Source organism: Bacillus cereus group sp. MYBK220-1 (assembly GCF_051916445.1).
Classification (GTDB): domain Bacteria; phylum Bacillota; class Bacilli; order Bacillales; family Bacillaceae_G; genus Bacillus_A; species Bacillus_A cereus.
On sequence record NZ_JBQAGQ010000001.1, the window covers coordinates 461,054 to 479,709 of the forward strand.

Consider the following 18,656-nt stretch of genomic DNA (forward strand, 5'->3'; position numbering starts at 1 on the left):
TTTATGCAATTGACGTGCCAATTCTGTACATATACAATTTTTATAAATAATATTTTTATTTGTAAAAATATTTTAAATTTATAGTAAATAGGTGTATTATTTTTTTATCACTGTCAAAATTTTTATACATAACAGGAGGACATTATGGAATTTTCATTTCCGACTATACAAAAATTTTTGGAAAGCGCTTTAATCAATCATACATGTAGCCTTGATCGCATTAAGAAAATAAACGAAAGGTTTTATTATCTCCCTTCTACTACAGAAGAATATAATTGCGCAATTATTTATGTAGATGACTCATTCACTGCATTAATTGACGCTTTTTCTTATGAATTAGCTGTTATCATCCTTAACGAAAACGATGAGCCGCTATGCTGTATAACTTCTCAGCAAATGATTCCATTTCTTTATAAGTCCTACAATGAACTACAGTCATTTTATGACACTGTAATACAAACAACTGACTCTTCTGTTACAGTCATTGATAGTAAAGAATACGTTCGAACTTGGACAGATGGCGCTGAAAAAATATTTTCAGTCAACCATAATGAGATTATTGGGCAACCGATTACTCGTTTTTTTGATTATAAAGACTTGGAAATTTTACAATCTTTACATGATGGAAAAAGCATAGTCGCTCAGTTCCATCAGCCTCGTCCCGATTTATTCGTATTAATTAATTCAAATCCAGTTTATTGTAATGATGAAATTATAGGAGCAGTCGTTTCAGAAACAGATGTTACAAATCAAGTCGCTTTAAATGAAAAACTATTTAATATGTCACATGAAATGCACCGTTTAGAACAAGAAGTGGCAAAGTATAAAGATGAATCCGATCCATTCCTTGCGATGAATGGGAAAAGTCCTGTTATACAAAGAACGATACAATTAGCTAGAAAAGTTTGTTCGGTAAAATCAACTGTTTTAATACTTGGGGAAAGCGGAGTTGGAAAAGAAGTATTTGCGAAAGCAATTCATGAAGCAAGTGAGGCAGCGAAGGCGCCTTTCATTTCGATTAACTGCGGGGCAATTCCAGAAGCGTTATTTGAAAGTGAATTATTCGGTTACGAGCGTGGGGCGTTTTCTGGAGCAAATAGTAAAGGAAAAAAAGGTAAAATTGAACTCGCGCAAGGCGGTACTTTATTTCTTGATGAAATAGGTGAAATGCCACTTGATATGCAAGTAAAACTGTTACGTGTACTGCAAGAGCGAAAGTATTACCGAGTTGGTGGTGAAAAAGAAATTAATATTGATTTCCGTATTATCGCTGCTACAAATCGTGATTTACAAGAAGAAATGAGAAAAGGAACTTTCCGAGAAGATTTATATTACCGCTTAAATGTAGTTAGTTTGCAGATTCCACCGCTGCGCGAAAGACGCGAGGATATTATTGAATTAACCTATTCTTTCTTAAACGATTTTTCAATCAACTACAACAGACCAATTCGTGACCTACCTTCAAGCATTATGCATGAACTGCTTCATTACAATTGGCCAGGTAATATTCGCGAACTTCGAAACGTTGTTGAACGGCTTGTGGTATTCGCAACAGACGGAATTATAAAACAAGAATATTTACCATTTCATACGACTGAAACTTTAGAAAACCATACAGCTCATTCCCTATTACTCAGCAACAATAATACAATCCTTTCTTTACAAGAAGAGATGGATGAGCATGAGAAAAAAGTTATTGAAAGGGCTTTACGAATTTTAAATGGGAATAAATTAGAATGCGCAAAACATCTTGGTGTAACAAGGGCTACTTTATATAACCGTTTAAAGAAACTTGGACTTCAATAAAGAATCAGTATGCACCGATCAGGCGTTTACAGGTAGCTCTCTCTCCCTCCTCTATATTGGCATGATTTTTGCATGTATAATTTGTGGAAATCGAACTAGAGGAGGAATACACATGACAAATAAAAACAACTTAATCGTTTGTCGTTGTGAAGAGGTTACATATGGGCAACTTCAATCGACAATTGCTGAATATAACTGCTCGGCAAGAGAATTAAAATTAAGAACACGTGCTGGCATGGGATTTTGCGGTGGTCGCACATGCAGAATAATGATAGATCGAATGATTGAAAATGTGAATCCTGACGTAACTCTTAATGAACTACCGTTAAAATATCAACCACCAATACGTGCAGTTACTTTTGGATCAGTAGGTGAAAGTAAATGAGTAGAATTACACATCACCCTATTTTAGGTACTTTACAAAGTAGTGAGCGTATTACCTTTCAATTTAACGGTCATCAATACGAAGCATATGAACATGAAACGATAGCTGCTGCCCTGTTAGCAAATGAAATAAGGACATTAAGAGTTCATGAAGATAGCGGAACACCGCGAGGTATTTATTGTAATATCGGGCACTGTTCCGAATGCCGCGTGACAGTAAATAATCAAACAAATGTACGCGCATGCTTAACTGTTGTAGAAGAAAACATGGTTGTTGAAAGCGGGAAACAGCATCCGAATATCGTGAGAGAGATGGTGAAAAAGCGATGAGTGATGTAATTATTATAGGTGCAGGGCCAGCGGGATTATCTGCTTCTATCTCTTGTGCTCGTTTCGGACTAAAAGTGCTCGTTATTGATGAATTTATGAAGCCGGGCGGGAGATTGTTAGGACAGTTGCATCAAGAGCCTACTGGAGAATGGTGGAACGGAATAGAAGAATCGAAGCGACTTCATGAAGAAGCAGAATCACTTTCAGTACATATCAGGTGCGGTGTTTCGGTCTATAATTTAGATAGAGATGAAAACAATTGGTTTGTACATACTAATATCGGTACGTTAGAAGCACCTTTCGTACTACTTGCTACTGGAGCTGCGGAATATTCTATTCCCCTTCCTGGCTGGACACTTCCAGGAGTGATGTCAATTGGAGCAGCTCAAGTTATGACAAATGTTCATCGCGTGCAAGTTGGAAAAAAAGGAATTATTATTGGTGCTAACATTTTATCTTTCGCCATTTTAAGTGAATTGCAATTAGCGGGAATTAAAGTAGATCATATTGTACTCCCTGAAAAAAGCGAGTTAAGTCAAAAAGCTGGTGAACCTGAAGAAGTTTTAAACTCTCTTTTAAATGCAGCACATCTCGCTCCTTCTGCTATTTTACGAATAGGTAGCCACTTTATGAAATATGATTGGATTCGAAAAGCTGGATTAACATTCTATCCAAACAGCGGAATGAAAATAAACGGAACGCCACTTCACCTTCGGAAAGCAGCTCTTGAAATTATCGGAACAGATCAAGTTGAAGGTGTACGTATTGCTAATATTGACTCTAAAGGAAATGTTATTAATGGAACAGAGAAAATATATGAAGCAGATTTTGTATGTATTGCCGGGGGATTATACCCACTTGCCGAACTTGCAGCTGTAGCTGGTTGTCCCTTCCATTACATTTCAGAATTAGGTGGACACGTTCCTCTCCATTCTGAAGCAATGGAAACCCCTCTTCCCGGTTTATTTGTAGCTGGCAATATTACAGGCATTGAAAGCGGAAAAATTGCGATGGCGCAAGGAACAGTTGCAGGTCTATCTATTGCTAAATATGCAAGTAAAAAACCTGATATAGTCGACCAACCATTATCTCACGCCATTCAAAACGTTCACTTTGTTCGTCAGAAAGCTACAATTCAGTTTAATCCTATGCTAGATATCGGTAGACGAAAAATGAATGAAATTTGGCGTGATTATTCTTCTACATATGCACATACTAAAAAGAGCTGCTGAGATTATTCTCAACAGCTCTTTTTTCTAGTCATCTGAGTTATTAAATTTCGCTAATGCGTAAATGCCTTCTTCATCATCTAATTCAAGTTGTAATCTCGCTGCGAATGGATTGACATTATATTCTCTGTCAAGCAATAAGCGTAAAGCTTCGATTAAGTTTGCTTGAATTAAAATTTGCTGGCGACCATTTACCTCTACTTCCGCAGAGAAACCGTAGTCGTCATCATACATGAGTTCAACTAATACTTCTTCTGGACCCACTTGTCTTTTTTCAGCTATATATACGCAAAGCGCATTTATAAGCTCTTGTTCAGAAATTTTTATTGTTTCCATGCTACTTCATCTGCTTTCTTCTTACGTTGGTCTTTGAAGTATTTAAATGCACGAACTGCTAACATTACGATACCAGCCATTACTAACATATTTACCATAAACGCTAATACAGAACCAAGAGCTCCCATATTTGCAAATAAGCTACCCATTAGTAAACCACCAAGACCACCTAGTAATAAACCTTTCATAAAGCTTCCTTTATTACTTTTTGGTGCCGTGTTTGTTGCTTTCGTTTTTGAATCTGGAGTCGTTTTTTGAGAATTTACATTTGAGTCTTTTTTGTTTAAATCCACTTTTGACTTTTGACCTGAACTTGGTGTAAATGATTTTTTACCAGATTTGTAACTTTTCGCTGCTGCATGATCTACGAACATAAAGCTGCTAGCCCCAAAGATAACCATGAATGCTGTCATTACTGCTACAAGTTTTTTCAACATATTATATCCATTCTCCTTTTATATAGATATATGTGAAATCTATCTTTCTAGTAAATTCAGAATGATAGATTTGTTTTTAAGAACATTTTAAAGGTTCTTATGAACTTATTATATGAACTTTTGTCGAAATATGCAAGTATTATTTACTTTCAACAGTTTGGTCACAAAGGAAAAATTAAGCAAAACAGAATTGACTTTAAATGAAACAAAACATATTATAAGTTCATAAGAACTTTTTATTATTTTGGAGGTGAAAAGATGGAAACATTTCATCTCACACGAAACGAAATGGCTACCCTTCTTCTATCACTAAGAGGATGGAATACGAAAAAGCCTCTCGGTATTTTACAAGAAGCTTGGGCAAAGTCACATAAAAAAGATATTGAAAGCGGACAAAGCGTTACAGCTTTTATTACTACCGCACTTTCACCTATTTTTGAAAAGCTGATTAAAATTGACGATACTGATGTCGGTTTTTCTTTAAATGAAATAGTTGCGCTTGGCAATCAGATTGAAAACACAAGTTTCTCTGTAACTGCTATGCAAAACTGGGTGAAACGAGATATAAAAGAAATGATTGGCTCTCCTCAAAAAGGGAAAAAATATTCAATTGAACAAGCAGCCTTACTATTTATTGTCGAAGATTTAAAAACAGCACTTGATTTTGAATCCATTCGTAAGCTATTACGCCTTATTGTAAATGACCCAGCCGATCGAAGTGATGATTTAATCAATCCTGTTCATTTATATGTAGCATACTCTTCTCTATTTGAAGAACTCAATCAAGGGAATTGCTTACAATTAAATGCAACAGATACCGTTCATACAATTGAAAACATCGTAAAAGAAAAAGCTGATAAAATCGCAAGCAAGTTCGATCAAATTAATAACGAACAACGCGAAGCAATTCGTAACGCTATTATTATTGCGACCCTTTCTGTACATACCGCATATGTACAAATGTTAGCAAAGCGTTACGTAACAGCAACTTTATTTTTACAGAACTTAGATGTGAAGCCGTAAAAAACAAGCATCCCCCCGTCATATACGTAGTACAGGGGGATGCTTGTTTTCAATCAATATAAAATACAAAAATCATTTTACATCTAAGTTTCATTCTACAATAGCTCTTGATTATGTAAAAATCATGACTAACCTAACATTCAACAATGTTCATTTCTTTTTATTAAACTCCCATCAGATTTTCTCGATAAACTTAATTACTTCATCTTTATAATTATATTTGTCATTAATTTCTTGTAATAATTCAATATCATGCGTATGAGTTTTTCCTGTCTCTAACAGCTCACGATATAAATCAATATAAGGAAGATTTTTATTTATGGCATTTTTATATTCCTTTTCTACATCGTAAAAAACCTTTTTAAACCTCACATCAGTAATCCCTGCCTCATCAATTTCAAGAATTGCATACTGAGCACGTAAGTCAGAGTTTAGCTTATTCCACTTGTAAAAAGGTTGTCCAACTGTTCCTGGGTTAATAATTAATTGATCCTTGCTACTATAGCGCAATAATTGATGGTGGGTATGAGCGTAAATCGCAATATCATAATCACGATCAAATAACCGATCAAACTGTTCCTGATTATTAGTGGGCCACAAATCTCCCCCGTAATTTTTATTTTGTAGATTATGACTAATACTGATTGATAAATCATTAACCTGTTTTGTTATATGTAATGGTAAATTTTTAACATGCTTAATATAGTTTTCATCCAAGTTTTCACATTGATACTGAACTAATCTAGAAACATAAATATCAGTTGCGTTATCAATATCAATATTTTTATTAAGAACGTCAAGAAAACTATCTTCCCAGTTTCCTTGTACATAAGTATCAACGTTAATAATTTCTAATATTTCAAATAAATCATTCGATCCAGGACCAGGCATAATTAAATCTCCTAAAAACCAATAATCAGTCACACCTTCTTTCATAGAATCTTCGATAACTGCTTTTAAAGCAGTTGCATTTCCATGTACATCTGCCAGTACAGCAATTTTATGTTTCATGTATTTTATTCCCTCCTCTAAATTTACGTTTCCATCTCATTCATTTTTTATTTTCGAACCAAATCAAATTGAATAGGCATATTCTTTTTTAGGCAATTTTACTATCTCTTGAATGAAATTTGATTTCTCTAAAATGTCCTCTAACTGCCCCTCACTATAGACGTAAATACCACCTACATATGAACTGTACGCCTTTTTCTCAGTTATTACTGCTAAGGTGCTATTTTCCTTTTTAAAATCACCCTCTAGTCCTTTTTCAAAAGATAAACTTTTGGCTTCTGAAAAATAAAGGTGAATTAACGTCGCTAATTGTACGTCCTCTGATTTTGCAAAGTACTTTATTTCATTTAAAATCATTTCATCTTGTAAAGGAAGAAAGTCTTCTACTTCTAACTTCTCTCCTTTATGAAAGAAGTTTTGAAGTTCAGGAGTATAGAACGAAAGATTTTTCTCCTCTATCATTTTTAAAATTGTTTGCAGCAATATGTCTTTTCCTATCACAAACGGGTGGCCAAATCCATTATTGTAAAGCCCTTCTTTCATTTTCATTAATTGTTCGATGAAGGGGATTCCTGATTCTTCAATAACAAGTTTATCGTCAATTAAACGCATGTTAGCAATCAATTCTTCTATCTGTAAACCTTCTAATTCAAGCGATGAGTAATATAAATCTCTATTCCAAAAATCTAATTGATCCATTCCTAATGAATTAAATAAGAGCTCATCTATAATTGGAAAAACTCCATCTTCTGTTAAAGCTTTCGTTACATCATCTAATAATCTAGGTGTTTGATTTAAAATCGTACGTATTTCTTCGTCCTCTTGAATGATTCGTACCGTCCACTCACCATGATCTTCACCCGATATTTGCTGAAAACAATGTGAATATGGCCCATGTCCAACATCGTGTAGAAGGGCTACAGTAGATACTAGCTTTCGTTCATATTTCGATAAATGTATGTCACCAATCTCAGTAAGATGTTCTATCACTTTATTTACTAGCACATATACACCTATCGAATGTTCTTCCCTCGTATGTATTGCGTTCTCATGTAAAAAATAAGTATGTCCTTGTTGTTTAATATTCACCAACCTTTGAAATGCTTTTGTATCTATCAATCGAAGGATATCTCTATCACGAATAGAGATTGGTCCATAAATCGGATCTGTAATATACATACGTTCTCCTCCTATTTTTGTAAATGAAAGACCTATACCATTATACTTAATTTTCAGTCTATTATCATTGATATATGAGAAATTTTTAATAATCTTTTCATTAACCCTTCATGAAAACGCGGCTTATATCTTTTACTATAATAATTATGAGAGACATAAAAGAATTGAAATAGCAATCCCCTATGTAAATAAGGTATAATCTACATATAGTGAACCTTTTACGTCATTAAATAAAAGGTTCTTATACTCAAAAATTCATAAACTAGAAGGTGCAACAATGTTAAGTAGTTTTATTCATTCAGTATTAACGTTTTTTGAAGGATTAGGTTATTGGGGCATTATGCTTGGACTTATGATTGAAATTATCCCAAGTGAAATTGTCCTTGCTTATGCAGGATACTTAGTATTCAATGGAAGTATCTCATTTATAGGCGCTGTTGTATTCGGTACAATTGGCGGTGTTATTGCTCAAATCTTTATTTATTGGCTTGGACGATACGGCGGACGCCCTATATTAGAACGTTACGGAAAATATATTTTCATACATAAAAAACAAATAGATGCTGCAGAAGATTGGTTTAATCGTTACGGAACTGGCGTCATTTTTACAGCACGCTTCATTCCAGTAGTGCGTCATGCGATTTCAATTCCTGCTGGTATTACAAAAATGCCATTACTACGTTTCACTACATTAACAGCACTTGCGATTATCCCTTGGTCTATTATTTTCATTTATTTAGGTGAAAAACTAGGTGAAAATTGGGAGAATATAAATGATATTGCTGGTCCGTATGTGAAATCATTCGCAATTGGTGGCGTCGTACTTATACTTTTATACTTCGTTATAAAAAAATGGACAAAAAAGCGTAAAAATCTCGCTTAAGAATATAATAAAAACCGCTATAAATTCATTCGGAATTATAGCGGTTTTTTATTTATATATGAATTAATCTTCAGGAATTATATAACACCTTTCCATCTACATTTACATGGATAAGCAACCATTTAATCATTTCTTTCGTATATTATCTCAAAAAGGAGTGATTCCCCTATGCATTGGCAGCAAAAAATACCGTACTTAATCGGACGCCCTATCGGCATTTCCTTCATAAATGGGCAAGGAACTTCTGGTGTATTATGTTCAGCGCATGATGGTCAATTATATGTGTATGAATACCTTTATCAAGCTCAGTTTGCAATGAAACATTATGATTATAGACAGATTCAAGATATACATGCATTCCCAAATTGTCCTCACCAAAATCCTCTATACTAAAAAAATCGGAACGGCTCATAGCCATTCCGATTTCTATACTTTATTTCTCAGAATAAAATTCCTGCACTGCTTCATCAAAATAAATCCAACCTTTCCAGCCCAAATGAATCGTATCTTTTAAGAAATACTTATCATATTCATGACCAGAGAAATCAATTACTGGATATCCTGCTTTCTCAACCTGTTCTCGAACTTTTTTATAATACACTTCACGGCGTTCTTTCGGGAAGCCAGTATAATCATACCAAGGCCCATTTACAGGTACAGAAATAAAGAGTGGTTTGACATTTTTCTCTTTAAATAACTCTAAAATAATTTGTAAATCACCGTATTCTGGTGATTCATCATATGTTTCATTTGCTCTAAAGTTTTTTAAACCTTTTAGTTTTTTCTTCAGATTATTCTTATGATAATACGGATTTTCAATTCCGAATGTATTTGTAGTAGATTCAGCTTTCCCTTCTTGTTCTGCGTGTTTACGTGCGTCTTCCCAAGAAATTGAACGAAGTCCGATATTTTTTTTCTCTTTCATCGGTTCGATTTTAAATAAAGAGTTAAATAAATCTCTATGATCTAAAATATTTCGATGCATATAAGCAAGTGGTTTAACTAACCCTGCTTTTATGTTATGTTTCGAATCATTATATACAATACCTTCTAATGAATTTTTTAATATATCATCTTCTTGAACAACTTTATAATCTAATAGCCGTTTCGCGATTTGCTTCTTCATTTCTGGATTTATCTCATCATTAAAAATAAAATGATATGCTTGTTGTTTGGAGAAATTATTAGTGAAATCCCCTTGTGATACACCAGTCTTTGTAAACCATTGTGGTGAAAGAACAAAGACTACTTTTTTACCTTCTAATTCATCCATAGTAGATGTCATATTTAAAATATGAGCTAAACTTTGTGTACCACCAGTTCCAATTAAAAACGGTGTAAAACCAGCTGGGTTTACTTTGAAATAATTAGACGGATGATATGCATCCATTCGTAAAAATTCTGATGAACCGTACATCGGTAAATACTGTGAATTCTCTAACATTTTTTGCTGTAAGAAAACACTTTGTAATTTCTCTTTTTGTAAAGAAGTTGCCGCATCTTCTACCTTCTTATCACTAATAAGCGATACTAAACTTTTCGATGGAATTAGAATGATAATGAAAAAAAGCACACACGCTAAAATTATAGGACCAAAAGCATGCTTCATTTTCATCTTCTGTCCCTCTTTCTATCGTTATTAAATTGTAACCCTTGTTTTTGACACGTCATCTTTTCTCTCCTTTTTCTCTATACATGTTCCATTCTATTTATCTATTATATACATGTATGTATTTCCTTACTTGGTCTATTAAGTCCTATATAAATAGCACAAGAAAATGTTTCCATAGAAACACGTTAATTATACAAGATTCTACATAAATTTCACACTGGAATTTTAGTAATAATTTTATTTTTTAACAATAAAAAAACATATGAAATGTCTAGAATTCTTCGGATGATGTATGAAGTTCAAAATATGATAATAAACGCCCGCTATGATTAACTTCATGAGTATATATAAACCCGAGCTTTCGTAAAAGTTTTTTCGAGCTCTCATTTGCTACTTTAACTCTAGCAATTATTCTTGTTACATTCAAAGTCTCTATTGCATATTTAATGGAAGCCTCTGCTGCTTCTAATGCATACCCATTTCTCCAATGTTCTGGGTCAAGGAGATACATAATTTCTATTTCACCTGTTTCCTCTACCGTTCTTAAACCACAATGTCCTAAAAGCTTTCCTGTTTTACTATTAAATAACAACCATACCCCGAAGTCATACTGTTCCCAATGTAAGATAAGTTGCCCAATATAATCATTTGTTTCTTCCTTCGACATTCCTCTTGATTTAGCCAACCATTTGCCAACAGTATCTTTTTTTAATATGTTATAAAACTGATTAATATCTTCTACAATTGGTTTCCTCATAAATAATCTTTTTGTATAAATTACTTTCTCTTCTTCAAACATAGACATCATTTCCCCTCCAAATACTGTTTACAGACTAATAAATTATACCATGAACTATTTTTCTAACTTTAAATGAGAAAAACAGACTATCACATACATGAAGTCTGTTTCTCCATCACTTTATTTTTGTACATCTGCCCATTTTAAACTTGTAGCTGGACCAAATTGATGTACATATAAATCTTTCACATAGGGTTTTTGTAAGTAAGATAATCCGCGCTGGAATACTGGAGCAATTACCGCATCATCCAGTAGCATTTTTTCAGCATCTTGCATTGCTTTCCAGCGAGCCTTTTCATCATTACCTAATTCTGTTTTAATCTTCTTAATTAACGCATCATATTCTGGGTTTGCATATTCTGTATTATTGACGCTACTTCCAGAAAGGAATACTTCTAAGTAAGTCATTGGATCTGGATAATCTGGTAACCAGCGTGATAACGACATTTCATATTCTTTCTTCTTCTCAAGTGCTAATTTTTGCGTATGTGGTTGTAATTTCACATTCACTTTTAATCCTGGTAAGTTTTTCTCAAGCTGCTCTTTAATGTACTCTCCAACTTTTTTAAAGTTTTCCAAGTCATAATTTAATAGTTCTAACGTCACTTCATTTGTACCTGTCTCTTGTTTTGCTTTCTCCCAATATTCCTTCGCCTGTTTTACATTTGTCTTATTAAACTCACCAGCCGTACTTCTAAAATCTTTCTTATCTGGGCCCTTTAAAAATCCTTTTGGTACGTAATAGTTTGCTGCAACCGATCCATCATTTAAAAATGAATCTGCGAGTCCCTTCTTATCAAAAACTGTACTTAGCGCAAGACGTGCATTTTTATTTTTAAGAATCGGTACATTTTCATTAAATCGGAAGAAGTACATAACTGGATCTGTATATTGTTTTAACTCTTTATTATTTTTATATTTATCTACGAATTCTGTAGAAATAACAGCTCTATCAACTTTATCTGTTTCATATAAATTTACCGCAGTTGAAATTTCTTTTACAATTTGATAGTTTACTTCATCTAACTTCACTTCTTTTTTATCCCAATACTTATCGTTTTTCTTCATTGTAAAGCTAGCTTCATGCTTCCACTCTGATAATGTAAACGGTCCATTATATACCGCTTTATTTGCTTCTAATCCATATTTATCACCTTGCTCTTTCGCATATTTTTCGTTAATTGGATAGAAGGATGGTAAAATTAATAATTTCGTAAAATACGGTACAGGATGTTCTAGCTCTACGACGAATGTTTTATCATCCTTCGCTTTTACTCCTAATTCATCTAGACCTAGTTGTTTTTTATTTATTTTCTCAGCATTTTTTACATCGTACGCAATGTATGCATATTGAGAAGCAGTATCTGGATTTACCAATTTCTTCCAAGCGTATACGTAATCATGAGCGGTTACTGGCTCTCCGTTAGACCATTTCGCATCACGTAATTGGAATGTATATGTTTTTCCATCTTTACTCACTTCATATTTTTGTGCGCCGGCTTCAATTACTTCATCATTTTTCGATAGACGAAATAGTCCTTCCATTACGTTATTCAAAACGTTAAACGAGACTGCATCTGTTACTTTCCCTGAATTTAACGACGGAATTTCACCTGTTTCTAGTAACTGTAATACTTTCTTCTCATCTTTCGGCTTTGTTGCAGTTTTTTCTTTTGCGCAACCAACTAAAAATGAAGAAACTAATAGAGTACTAACTAATGAGTAACGAACAACTTTTTTCATTTAAAAACCCCCTTCTATTTTTAAGGTAAGTAACGACGAGCACCAGCGTATTCTTCTATATATCCTGGTGTATTTAGCGGTATAATCTCTACCGACCTTTCAGCTCTTGGTGAGTGAATCATATTGCCATCACCAATATACATTGCAACGTGATGGACACTACCTTTCCCTTGATCATGTGCAAAGAAAATTAAATCTCCTTTTTGTAGATTTTCTTTATCAACTGCAACCCCTGCTCTTGATTGCGGTCCAGAATCTCGCGGAATTGTAATGCCGTGCGATTTATAGATCGTATGTGTGAAGCCAGAGCAATCAAATCCAAAACCACTTGTACCAGCCCATATATACGGTAAGCCTAAAAACATTTTCCCTGTGTTAATTAAATCATCGGCCGCCGGAGTTGGAATATCAGTTTGAGATCGGTAAACTGTTCCATCATTTTTTCGTAGCCATGCTTTCTGACCATTTGGCAACAATACACGGTATGAAATTGTGTCTTCACTTAATAGCGGCAGTCTTGTATTATAACTGACTTCAAGTGATTTATGTTTTTCAGAAGGATTTATATATAAAATCGCTGTTGGTTTGGTTATTAAGACAAAAGGTTCATTTGTTTTATCTGCAAATTCTTGATTATATGTTAATTGTTTTTCAGGCATCCAGCCCGGATAACCTTCTTCATTTCGTGGTGTTGGCTGTCCATGCACTAATACCTTCACCCATTCGCCTTTCTTATCAATAACAGTTACTTCTTGACCGAGTAAAGCTTGTGTTTCTAATTTATTTGCATTTGTTAACCATAGTTTCTCGTCAAGTGTCATTGATTTCGTCCATTTCCATAGATCCACTGGATTTGTTGCACTCGGTGTATCGATTGGTCTTAATGAATCAGGTGCTGTCCATAACGTTGCAGCAGATACATCTATAAATGCTTTATTATCCTTCTTTTCTTCAGCATTTGCCGATGTAAACGATGAAAATATAAATAAAGTTGTTAAAAATGCAGTTCCTACTTTTTTCATATATATCCCCCTTAAAAGATAGTTTACTTGTCTCTTCTCCTAAGATTTACTATTCACTGTCGATTGAAGGTTTACCTTTGATCCAGAATAAGTCATTCCTTCTGACTCTTCCATTAACCAAAGCGGTGCATCAAGATCAAAATAATGAATATTAGGATGCGCTGCCGCTAAATGCGCAACAGCACTAACGGAAAGTGAAGACTCCATCATGCTGCCCACCATACACTTCACACCAGCTGTTTCTGCGATATCAGCAATACGCCATGCTTCACGTATGCCACCACATTTCATTAATTTAATATTAATGAAGTCTGCATATCTTCCTTGAACGAGCTTTAATGCGTCACTTGCTGAAAATATACTTTCATCGGCCATAATTGGCGTTTGCACACGATCTTTGACGTACTTTAACCCATCCCAATCTTTCGCGTGTACTGGTTGTTCAATAAATTCTATATTTAAATTACGATTTTCCATCTCTTGAATGATAGAGACCGCTTCTTTTGGACTCCAACCTTGATTCGCATCTAAACGTAATGTCGTATTTCTTGGTACCACATTTCGAATTGCCTCAATACGTTCCAAATCTAAATGCGCCTCTTTACCCACTTTAATCTTTAATGTTTGAAATCCTTTTTCTATATGTTTCTTCGCTTCTTTTGCCATTAATACAGGCTCATCCACACTCACTGTAATATCGGTATGAATTTCTTTCTTCCCGCCTAACAATGCATATAACGGCACATTTTGATATTGGCAATATACATCATATAAAGCGATATCTACCGCTGCTTTTGCACTTGAATTTCCAATACAACTCATTTGAATGCGCTGTAGTAACTGCTGAAATTGAATGATATTTTGACCAATTAAACATGAACGCATCGGCCCTAAAATCGCTTCTTCCATTCCGCTGGTGAAATCCCCCGTAATAACTGGCGTTGCGGCTGCAGCCCCCTTACCAATCACTCCTTCGTCTGTATGAATATAAACATCTATACTTTCAATTTCGGTTACAGTACGAAGCGCGGTTTTAAACGGTGTATGCAGTTTTACACGTCTACGATTTACTTTTACATCTGTAATTTTCATTTTGTTCATCCTTTCGTTCTCCAATGAAGTGAAATTTTAATCCACCGGAGATTTATACCCACGGATTATTAGGTAAACCCATTGGGCATTTACTCTCCTATCTCTCTACTTTATTTTCGTTTGCTTTTGATGTAGGACGATAATGTGAAATAAAAAAATCCAGCCATAAGAATGATTCTTACGGCTGGATTTTGTCTATGATTGAGTAGACAAAGCAGCAATCTGATTATATTTTTTCTGTGCATCTTTTAGCGCTACAAGTAACGCTTTTTGAGAAGAACCGAAATATCGGTTCTTTACTTCCATTACTAACGCCGGGTCATTTATATTTTTATGTAGAAATAAATATTTAACAAATTGAGATGTTAATGCAATTGTCGCTGAGCAGTCTGCATCTACAATTTCCCCTGTATCCTTAACAAGTATAAATGCTACGAAATAGCTTTTAAACTTTTCAGTAATGGGATTATTTTGAGGTGCTTTCGCATCCCCTACGATATAAATTGTATTTGAAGCGTACACAGCTATCTTCCTTTCTTATACGAGGATAACGGGTTTCTTAATAGTCATATGAGCGAGGAACTCAACGTTGATTAAAAAATGTATCCGCTTACCTTTTATTATAATATAATTGACAGAATTTTAACAACATTTATTTTAGTGCATATTCCATATTTATGAAAACAGCTTAAACTCTTCATTTCTACAATATGTGATTGTTCCTTGTACCATGACATTCATACATGAAAAACTGCACCCCCAATTGTTAGACGGTGTCTAACAATTGGGGGTGCAGTTCAATGGCTAACTGTTTTTTATTACTTTGGCATCACAAATATAGTTTCATTTGACTTAGAAAATTGATACTCTTTTCTCGCTAACTTCAAAATTTCTTCCTCATCGTCTGTTAAATTTTCTATGTTAGTCTTTAAAGAATCTTTATCTTTCTTTAAAGATACTAATTGCTTCTTTTGATCCGTAATCGTATCTTTCTTTTTATCAATTACTTCTTGTTGTTTCGTTAAAATATATTGAACGTACAGAGTAGTTGTCGCAATAAAAAGGACCATTAAAATAAGTCGCCTTAACTTCTTTTTATTTACCCTACGCTTGTCACTAGGTTGTGATAATTGCTCTGGTATATTAGGAACATTTACTCGCTCGAGTTTCCTCATTCAAATCCCCCTAACCCATATTTTTCACTACCATCGGCACGTTTTCTTACTAAAATTAAATTCTATTCTTATAAAATAAACTCCTTCACAAAAATATCCCATAAATTAACCAATTAAAGATAGCATTCGACGACATTTCCATATTTACACCGATTTTTTTTATACATGCTGCTATAAAATAGTAGTTTCTGTAATTCTTTTTCTACTATTGTAGAAGAGTTTTTTCACACAAAAAATTCCTTCCCCACATATCCATGTTATAACATGCTTACAAGGAGGGGGAATATGCATTACCGCACATTAGGTAAAACTGGAATAACTGTTTCTGAAATAGGTTTTGGCGCATGGGCAATCGGTGGTGATGAATGGGGACCTGTTAACGATAAACAATCTATAACTGCTATAAAAAAAGCAATTGAGTGTGGTGTGAATTTTATTGATACTGCGGATGTGTATGGTTTAGGACATAGTGAAAAGTTGGTGGCTACCGCGATTAAAGGACATCGTAATGATATTATCCTATCAACGAAAGGTGGTTTAATCGGACACCACTACGACCCTAATGGAGTTCCTGTATATGATACTCCCGAAAAAATCATCGCCGTATTTGAAACAAGTTTACAACGTCTTCAAACAGATTATATTGATCTTTATTTTTGTCATATTTGGTGGCATAATCGTAGAGAAACAGAAGCATTTCTACGTGCATTTGACATATTAAAACGTGATGGAAAAGTAAGGGCAGTCGGTGTTTCGACTCATGATTTACAATACATTCATCATTTCAATAACAACAACGAAATTGATATCGTACAGCTTGATTACAATATATTAAATCGAAAACCAGAAAAAGATATATTACCATTTTTACAAGAGAAAAATTTAGGAGCTGTTATTCGTGGCCCATTAAAAATGGGCATATTAACTGGAAAATTCACAAATAAAACAATTTTTCCGGATGGAGATTTACGCAAAGATTGGCCAAATGAAACTTGGTTTCAAGAAGACTTACAAACTGTAGAGAAACTTCGGTTGCTCTCAAATAAAAATCAGACCTTAGGGCAACTTGCACTTCGCTATGTACTCTCTCATCCGGCAGTAAGTGTTGTAATTCCTGGTGCCAAAACAGGAATACAAGCACAAGAAAATGCAAATGCATCTGTTCGCCCTATGTTGAGTGATGAAGAGCTTAACTATATTCATTCAATATAAAAAGCCCAATCCGGGCTTTTTAATTTGGGAAACTAATATCATACTCCATTCGCTTCGCTGTGTCCTCCACAACATGCACACCTAACAAGTTTTTCACAATATGAAATGCCATATTAATTCCAGCTGAAATTCCGGCAGATGTTATAATATGTCCTTCATCTACAAACTTTACATTTTCTATAACTTCAACATTTTGAAACTCATTTTTAAACTTTTCAATACTAGCCCAATGTGTTGTTGCTTTTAAACCTTCCAGTAAACCTGCTTTCGCCAGTAATAGCGCTCCTGTACAAACTGAAGTCATCAGCTTTACTTCTTTCATTTGTTGGCGAATCCATTTTATTACTATTTCATTTTTTATTTCATATTCTCTAGCACCTAGCCCACCCGGAATTATTAAAATATACACTGGTGGTAAATTTTCAATACTATAATCTGGCTGTACCTTCAATCCGTTCCTTGCTGTAATCATTTCCCCATTCTCGCTAACTGTATAAACAGTAAATGGTTTTTCTTCATTCACCTCAGTTACAGAAAAAACTTCAAATGGCCCTGCAAAGTCTAACACTTCTACTTCATTAAATAAAAATATACCAACACTCCATTTATTCATCATAAGTTCACTTCCTGTTTCAAATGATGTAATAGATGATCATATCCTTTTTCTAATGCAATATCATACGCTGTTTTCCCATCATTTTTCTTTATCATCTTATTAGCTCCATTTTTAAGGAGTAACATAATTATTTCTTCATTTCCTAATAATGCCGCTTCGTGAAGTCCTGTCCAGCCACCACTTTGCATAATATTTACATCTGATCCTTTTTCAATTAAGAAAGCAACAAGTTCACTTTGCTTGTTCGCAATTGCTGCTTGCAAAGGCGTATTTTCATTTTCGTTTTTCGCTCTACTATGTATATCTGCACCACTTTCTAAAAGAAAACTCGCTATTTCTTTCTGTCCAAAATAAGCTGCTAAATGAAGTGGTGTCCATCCATCTTCACTACATTCGTTAACAATACTTGGACTCGCCTTTATAAACTTCACTACTTTTTCCTTATTACCACTTATAACAGCTTGTGCTATTGATTGTAAATGCTCCATAATAATCTCCCATCCTTCAAAATATTTAAGCATCTCCTTCTACATGTTCTATTCATTATTATATTTTCCTTTTAAAATCTTAAGTTTACATAATAATATTATATATCACTTTTTGTGCTTAATGCTGAATAGCAATAATGTTAAAAATACTGCCTTTAAACAATGAAGACCATGATTTCATTAGAGTGACTGAAAAAGCAAGCAAAAAACTATACACATAGTTTTCATCATATTTGTTCAGTTGCATGAACTAAAACAGGTAATGTTTATTCTGCTATT

Annotated in this window: 21 protein-coding genes; 8 read left to right on the forward strand and 13 right to left on the reverse strand. The window is 34.1% G+C overall.

The genetic code is table 11. The features are described from left to right. The first annotated feature begins 144 nt into the window (after positions 1–144). The 4 genes from ACTFRU_RS02365 to ACTFRU_RS02380 all read left to right on the forward strand — a co-directional run bounded on the left by ACTFRU_RS02365 (position 145) and on the right by ACTFRU_RS02380 (position 3,752). Entirely contained in the window at positions 145–1,806 is a 1,662-nt protein-coding gene (locus tag ACTFRU_RS02365) for a sigma-54 interaction domain-containing protein (RefSeq protein WP_290101019.1), read from the forward strand. A gap of 112 nt (positions 1,807–1,918) precedes the next feature. Beyond that, the gene (locus tag ACTFRU_RS02370) at positions 1,919–2,191 is read left to right on the forward strand and encodes a (2Fe-2S)-binding protein (RefSeq protein ID WP_000182620.1); all 273 of its coding nucleotides are present in this window, start codon (positions 1,919–1,921) and stop codon (positions 2,189–2,191) included. Next, on the forward strand, positions 2,188–2,520 hold the full coding sequence (locus ACTFRU_RS02375; protein WP_000087063.1) for a (2Fe-2S)-binding protein: 333 nt from the start codon (positions 2,188–2,190) through the stop codon (positions 2,518–2,520). The genes ACTFRU_RS02370 and ACTFRU_RS02375 overlap by 4 nt, the downstream gene beginning before the upstream one ends. Continuing rightward, entirely contained in the window at positions 2,517–3,752 is a 1,236-nt protein-coding gene (locus ACTFRU_RS02380) for an NAD(P)/FAD-dependent oxidoreductase (protein WP_290101020.1), read from the forward strand. The genes ACTFRU_RS02375 and ACTFRU_RS02380 overlap by 4 nt, the downstream gene beginning before the upstream one ends. Positions 3,753–3,776: 24 nt before the next feature. On the opposite strand, the gene ACTFRU_RS02385 is transcribed toward ACTFRU_RS02380, so the two are convergent. Both ACTFRU_RS02385 and ACTFRU_RS02390 read right to left on the reverse strand, forming a co-directional pair. Then, positions 3,777–4,085, reverse strand: a complete 309-nt coding sequence (locus ACTFRU_RS02385) for a YxcD family protein (protein ID WP_000447758.1) — start codon at positions 4,083–4,085, stop codon at positions 3,777–3,779. Further along, positions 4,073–4,522 carry a hypothetical protein gene (locus tag ACTFRU_RS02390; protein ID WP_000914478.1) on the reverse strand — a complete coding sequence of 150 codons (450 nt, stop codon included), beginning with the start codon at positions 4,520–4,522 and terminating at the stop codon, positions 4,073–4,075. The genes ACTFRU_RS02385 and ACTFRU_RS02390 overlap by 13 nt, the downstream gene beginning before the upstream one ends. A gap of 258 nt (positions 4,523–4,780) precedes the next feature. Here ACTFRU_RS02390 and ACTFRU_RS02395 point away from each other — a divergent pair, with 258 nt between their 5' ends. Further along, entirely contained in the window at positions 4,781–5,545 is a 765-nt protein-coding gene (locus ACTFRU_RS02395; RefSeq protein WP_000447231.1) for a DUF1836 domain-containing protein, read from the forward strand. A gap of 174 nt (positions 5,546–5,719) precedes the next feature. Here ACTFRU_RS02395 and ACTFRU_RS02400 read toward each other — a convergent pair whose 3' ends face one another. Next, a complete protein-coding gene (locus ACTFRU_RS02400) occupies positions 5,720–6,556 on the reverse strand; it encodes a metallophosphoesterase family protein (protein ID WP_440037440.1) in 837 nt (278 codons plus the stop codon). Between the two features lie 63 nt (positions 6,557–6,619). After that, positions 6,620–7,735, reverse strand: a complete 1,116-nt coding sequence (locus tag ACTFRU_RS02405; protein ID WP_290101022.1) for an HD domain-containing protein — start codon at positions 7,733–7,735, stop codon at positions 6,620–6,622. A gap of 277 nt (positions 7,736–8,012) precedes the next feature. On the opposite strand from ACTFRU_RS02405, the gene ACTFRU_RS02410 reads away from it, so the two are divergent. Next, positions 8,013–8,618 carry a DedA family protein gene (locus tag ACTFRU_RS02410; RefSeq protein WP_000952913.1) on the forward strand — a complete coding sequence of 202 codons (606 nt, stop codon included), beginning with the start codon at positions 8,013–8,015 and terminating at the stop codon, positions 8,616–8,618. Between the two features lie 168 nt (positions 8,619–8,786). Beyond that, a complete protein-coding gene (locus ACTFRU_RS02415) occupies positions 8,787–9,011 on the forward strand; it encodes a hypothetical protein (protein WP_000558689.1) in 225 nt (74 codons plus the stop codon). A 40-nt stretch (positions 9,012–9,051) separates the two neighbouring features. Here the strand turns inward: ACTFRU_RS02415 and dltD are convergent, their stop codons facing one another. The 7 genes from dltD to ACTFRU_RS02450 form a co-directional block, all read right to left on the reverse strand. Then, complete coding sequence (dltD, locus tag ACTFRU_RS02420; protein WP_440037441.1) at positions 9,052–10,233, reverse strand: D-alanyl-lipoteichoic acid biosynthesis protein DltD; 1,182 nt, start codon at positions 10,231–10,233, stop codon at positions 9,052–9,054. Positions 10,234–10,501: 268 nt separating this feature from the next. Continuing rightward, complete coding sequence (locus ACTFRU_RS02425) at positions 10,502–11,035, reverse strand: GNAT family N-acetyltransferase (RefSeq protein WP_000061618.1); 534 nt, start codon at positions 11,033–11,035, stop codon at positions 10,502–10,504. A gap of 114 nt (positions 11,036–11,149) precedes the next feature. Continuing rightward, a complete protein-coding gene (locus ACTFRU_RS02430) occupies positions 11,150–12,772 on the reverse strand; it encodes a peptide ABC transporter substrate-binding protein (protein WP_098376242.1) in 1,623 nt (540 codons plus the stop codon). 20 nt (positions 12,773–12,792) lie between these two features. Then, positions 12,793–13,794: a C40 family peptidase gene (locus tag ACTFRU_RS02435; RefSeq protein ID WP_006921880.1), complete on the reverse strand. Its 1,002-nt coding sequence runs from the start codon at positions 13,792–13,794 to the stop codon at positions 12,793–12,795. Between the two features lie 39 nt (positions 13,795–13,833). Further along, a complete protein-coding gene (locus ACTFRU_RS02440) occupies positions 13,834–14,895 on the reverse strand; it encodes a dipeptide epimerase (protein WP_142343402.1) in 1,062 nt (353 codons plus the stop codon). 186 nt (positions 14,896–15,081) lie between these two features. Then, positions 15,082–15,408 carry a DUF3870 domain-containing protein gene (locus ACTFRU_RS02445; protein WP_000271312.1) on the reverse strand — a complete coding sequence of 109 codons (327 nt, stop codon included), beginning with the start codon at positions 15,406–15,408 and terminating at the stop codon, positions 15,082–15,084. 296 nt (positions 15,409–15,704) lie between these two features. After that, the gene (locus ACTFRU_RS02450; RefSeq protein ID WP_059303743.1) at positions 15,705–16,061 is read right to left on the reverse strand and encodes an FtsB family cell division protein; all 357 of its coding nucleotides are present in this window, start codon (positions 16,059–16,061) and stop codon (positions 15,705–15,707) included. Positions 16,062–16,346: 285 nt separating this feature from the next. Between ACTFRU_RS02450 and ACTFRU_RS02455 the strand changes: the two genes are divergently transcribed. Further along, a complete protein-coding gene (locus ACTFRU_RS02455; protein ID WP_000559357.1) occupies positions 16,347–17,273 on the forward strand; it encodes an aldo/keto reductase in 927 nt (308 codons plus the stop codon). A 19-nt stretch (positions 17,274–17,292) separates the two neighbouring features. On the opposite strand, the gene ACTFRU_RS02460 is transcribed toward ACTFRU_RS02455, so the two are convergent. Further along, positions 17,293–17,889 (reverse strand): DJ-1/PfpI family protein, encoded by a 597-nt coding sequence (locus ACTFRU_RS02460; protein ID WP_440037442.1) that lies wholly within the window; start codon positions 17,887–17,889, stop codon positions 17,293–17,295. After that, complete coding sequence (locus tag ACTFRU_RS02465) at positions 17,886–18,377, reverse strand: ankyrin repeat domain-containing protein (RefSeq protein WP_033687648.1); 492 nt, start codon at positions 18,375–18,377, stop codon at positions 17,886–17,888. Before ACTFRU_RS02465 ends, ACTFRU_RS02460 begins: the two co-directional genes overlap by 4 nt. Positions 18,378–18,656 lie beyond the last annotated feature (279 nt).

Excerpts from the sequence above, each read along its gene's own strand:
- ACTFRU_RS02400 (WP_440037440.1), bottom strand. The coding sequence starts at position 6,556 with ATGAAACATAAAATTGCTGTACTGGCAGATGTACATGGAAATGCAACT.
- ACTFRU_RS02390 (WP_000914478.1), bottom strand. The coding sequence starts at position 4,522 with ATGTTGAAAAAACTTGTAGCAGTAATGACAGCATTCATGGTTATCTTT.
- ACTFRU_RS02455 (WP_000559357.1), top strand. The coding sequence starts at position 16,347 with ATGCATTACCGCACATTAGGTAAAACTGGAATAACTGTTTCTGAAATA.
- ACTFRU_RS02465 (WP_033687648.1), bottom strand. The coding sequence starts at position 18,377 with ATGGAGCATTTACAATCAATAGCACAAGCTGTTATAAGTGGTAATAAG.
- ACTFRU_RS02425 (WP_000061618.1), bottom strand. The coding sequence starts at position 11,035 with ATGTCTATGTTTGAAGAAGAGAAAGTAATTTATACAAAAAGATTATTT.
- ACTFRU_RS02405 (WP_290101022.1), bottom strand. The coding sequence starts at position 7,735 with ATGTATATTACAGATCCGATTTATGGACCAATCTCTATTCGTGATAGA.
- ACTFRU_RS02440 (WP_142343402.1), bottom strand. The coding sequence starts at position 14,895 with ATGAACAAAATGAAAATTACAGATGTAAAAGTAAATCGTAGACGTGTA.
- ACTFRU_RS02435 (WP_006921880.1), bottom strand. The coding sequence starts at position 13,794 with ATGAAAAAAGTAGGAACTGCATTTTTAACAACTTTATTTATATTTTCA.
- ACTFRU_RS02450 (WP_059303743.1), bottom strand. The coding sequence starts at position 16,061 with ATGAGGAAACTCGAGCGAGTAAATGTTCCTAATATACCAGAGCAATTA.
- ACTFRU_RS02395 (WP_000447231.1), top strand. The coding sequence starts at position 4,781 with ATGGAAACATTTCATCTCACACGAAACGAAATGGCTACCCTTCTTCTA.
- ACTFRU_RS02370 (WP_000182620.1), top strand. The coding sequence starts at position 1,919 with ATGACAAATAAAAACAACTTAATCGTTTGTCGTTGTGAAGAGGTTACA.
- ACTFRU_RS02380 (WP_290101020.1), top strand. The coding sequence starts at position 2,517 with ATGAGTGATGTAATTATTATAGGTGCAGGGCCAGCGGGATTATCTGCT.
- ACTFRU_RS02415 (WP_000558689.1), top strand. The coding sequence starts at position 8,787 with ATGCATTGGCAGCAAAAAATACCGTACTTAATCGGACGCCCTATCGGC.
- ACTFRU_RS02375 (WP_000087063.1), top strand. The coding sequence starts at position 2,188 with ATGAGTAGAATTACACATCACCCTATTTTAGGTACTTTACAAAGTAGT.
- ACTFRU_RS02365 (WP_290101019.1), top strand. The coding sequence starts at position 145 with ATGGAATTTTCATTTCCGACTATACAAAAATTTTTGGAAAGCGCTTTA.
- ACTFRU_RS02385 (WP_000447758.1), bottom strand. The coding sequence starts at position 4,085 with ATGGAAACAATAAAAATTTCTGAACAAGAGCTTATAAATGCGCTTTGC.
- ACTFRU_RS02410 (WP_000952913.1), top strand. The coding sequence starts at position 8,013 with ATGTTAAGTAGTTTTATTCATTCAGTATTAACGTTTTTTGAAGGATTA.
- ACTFRU_RS02460 (WP_440037442.1), bottom strand. The coding sequence starts at position 17,889 with ATGATGAATAAATGGAGTGTTGGTATATTTTTATTTAATGAAGTAGAA.
- ACTFRU_RS02430 (WP_098376242.1), bottom strand. The coding sequence starts at position 12,772 with ATGAAAAAAGTTGTTCGTTACTCATTAGTTAGTACTCTATTAGTTTCT.
- dltD (WP_440037441.1), bottom strand. The coding sequence starts at position 10,233 with ATGAAAATGAAGCATGCTTTTGGTCCTATAATTTTAGCGTGTGTGCTT.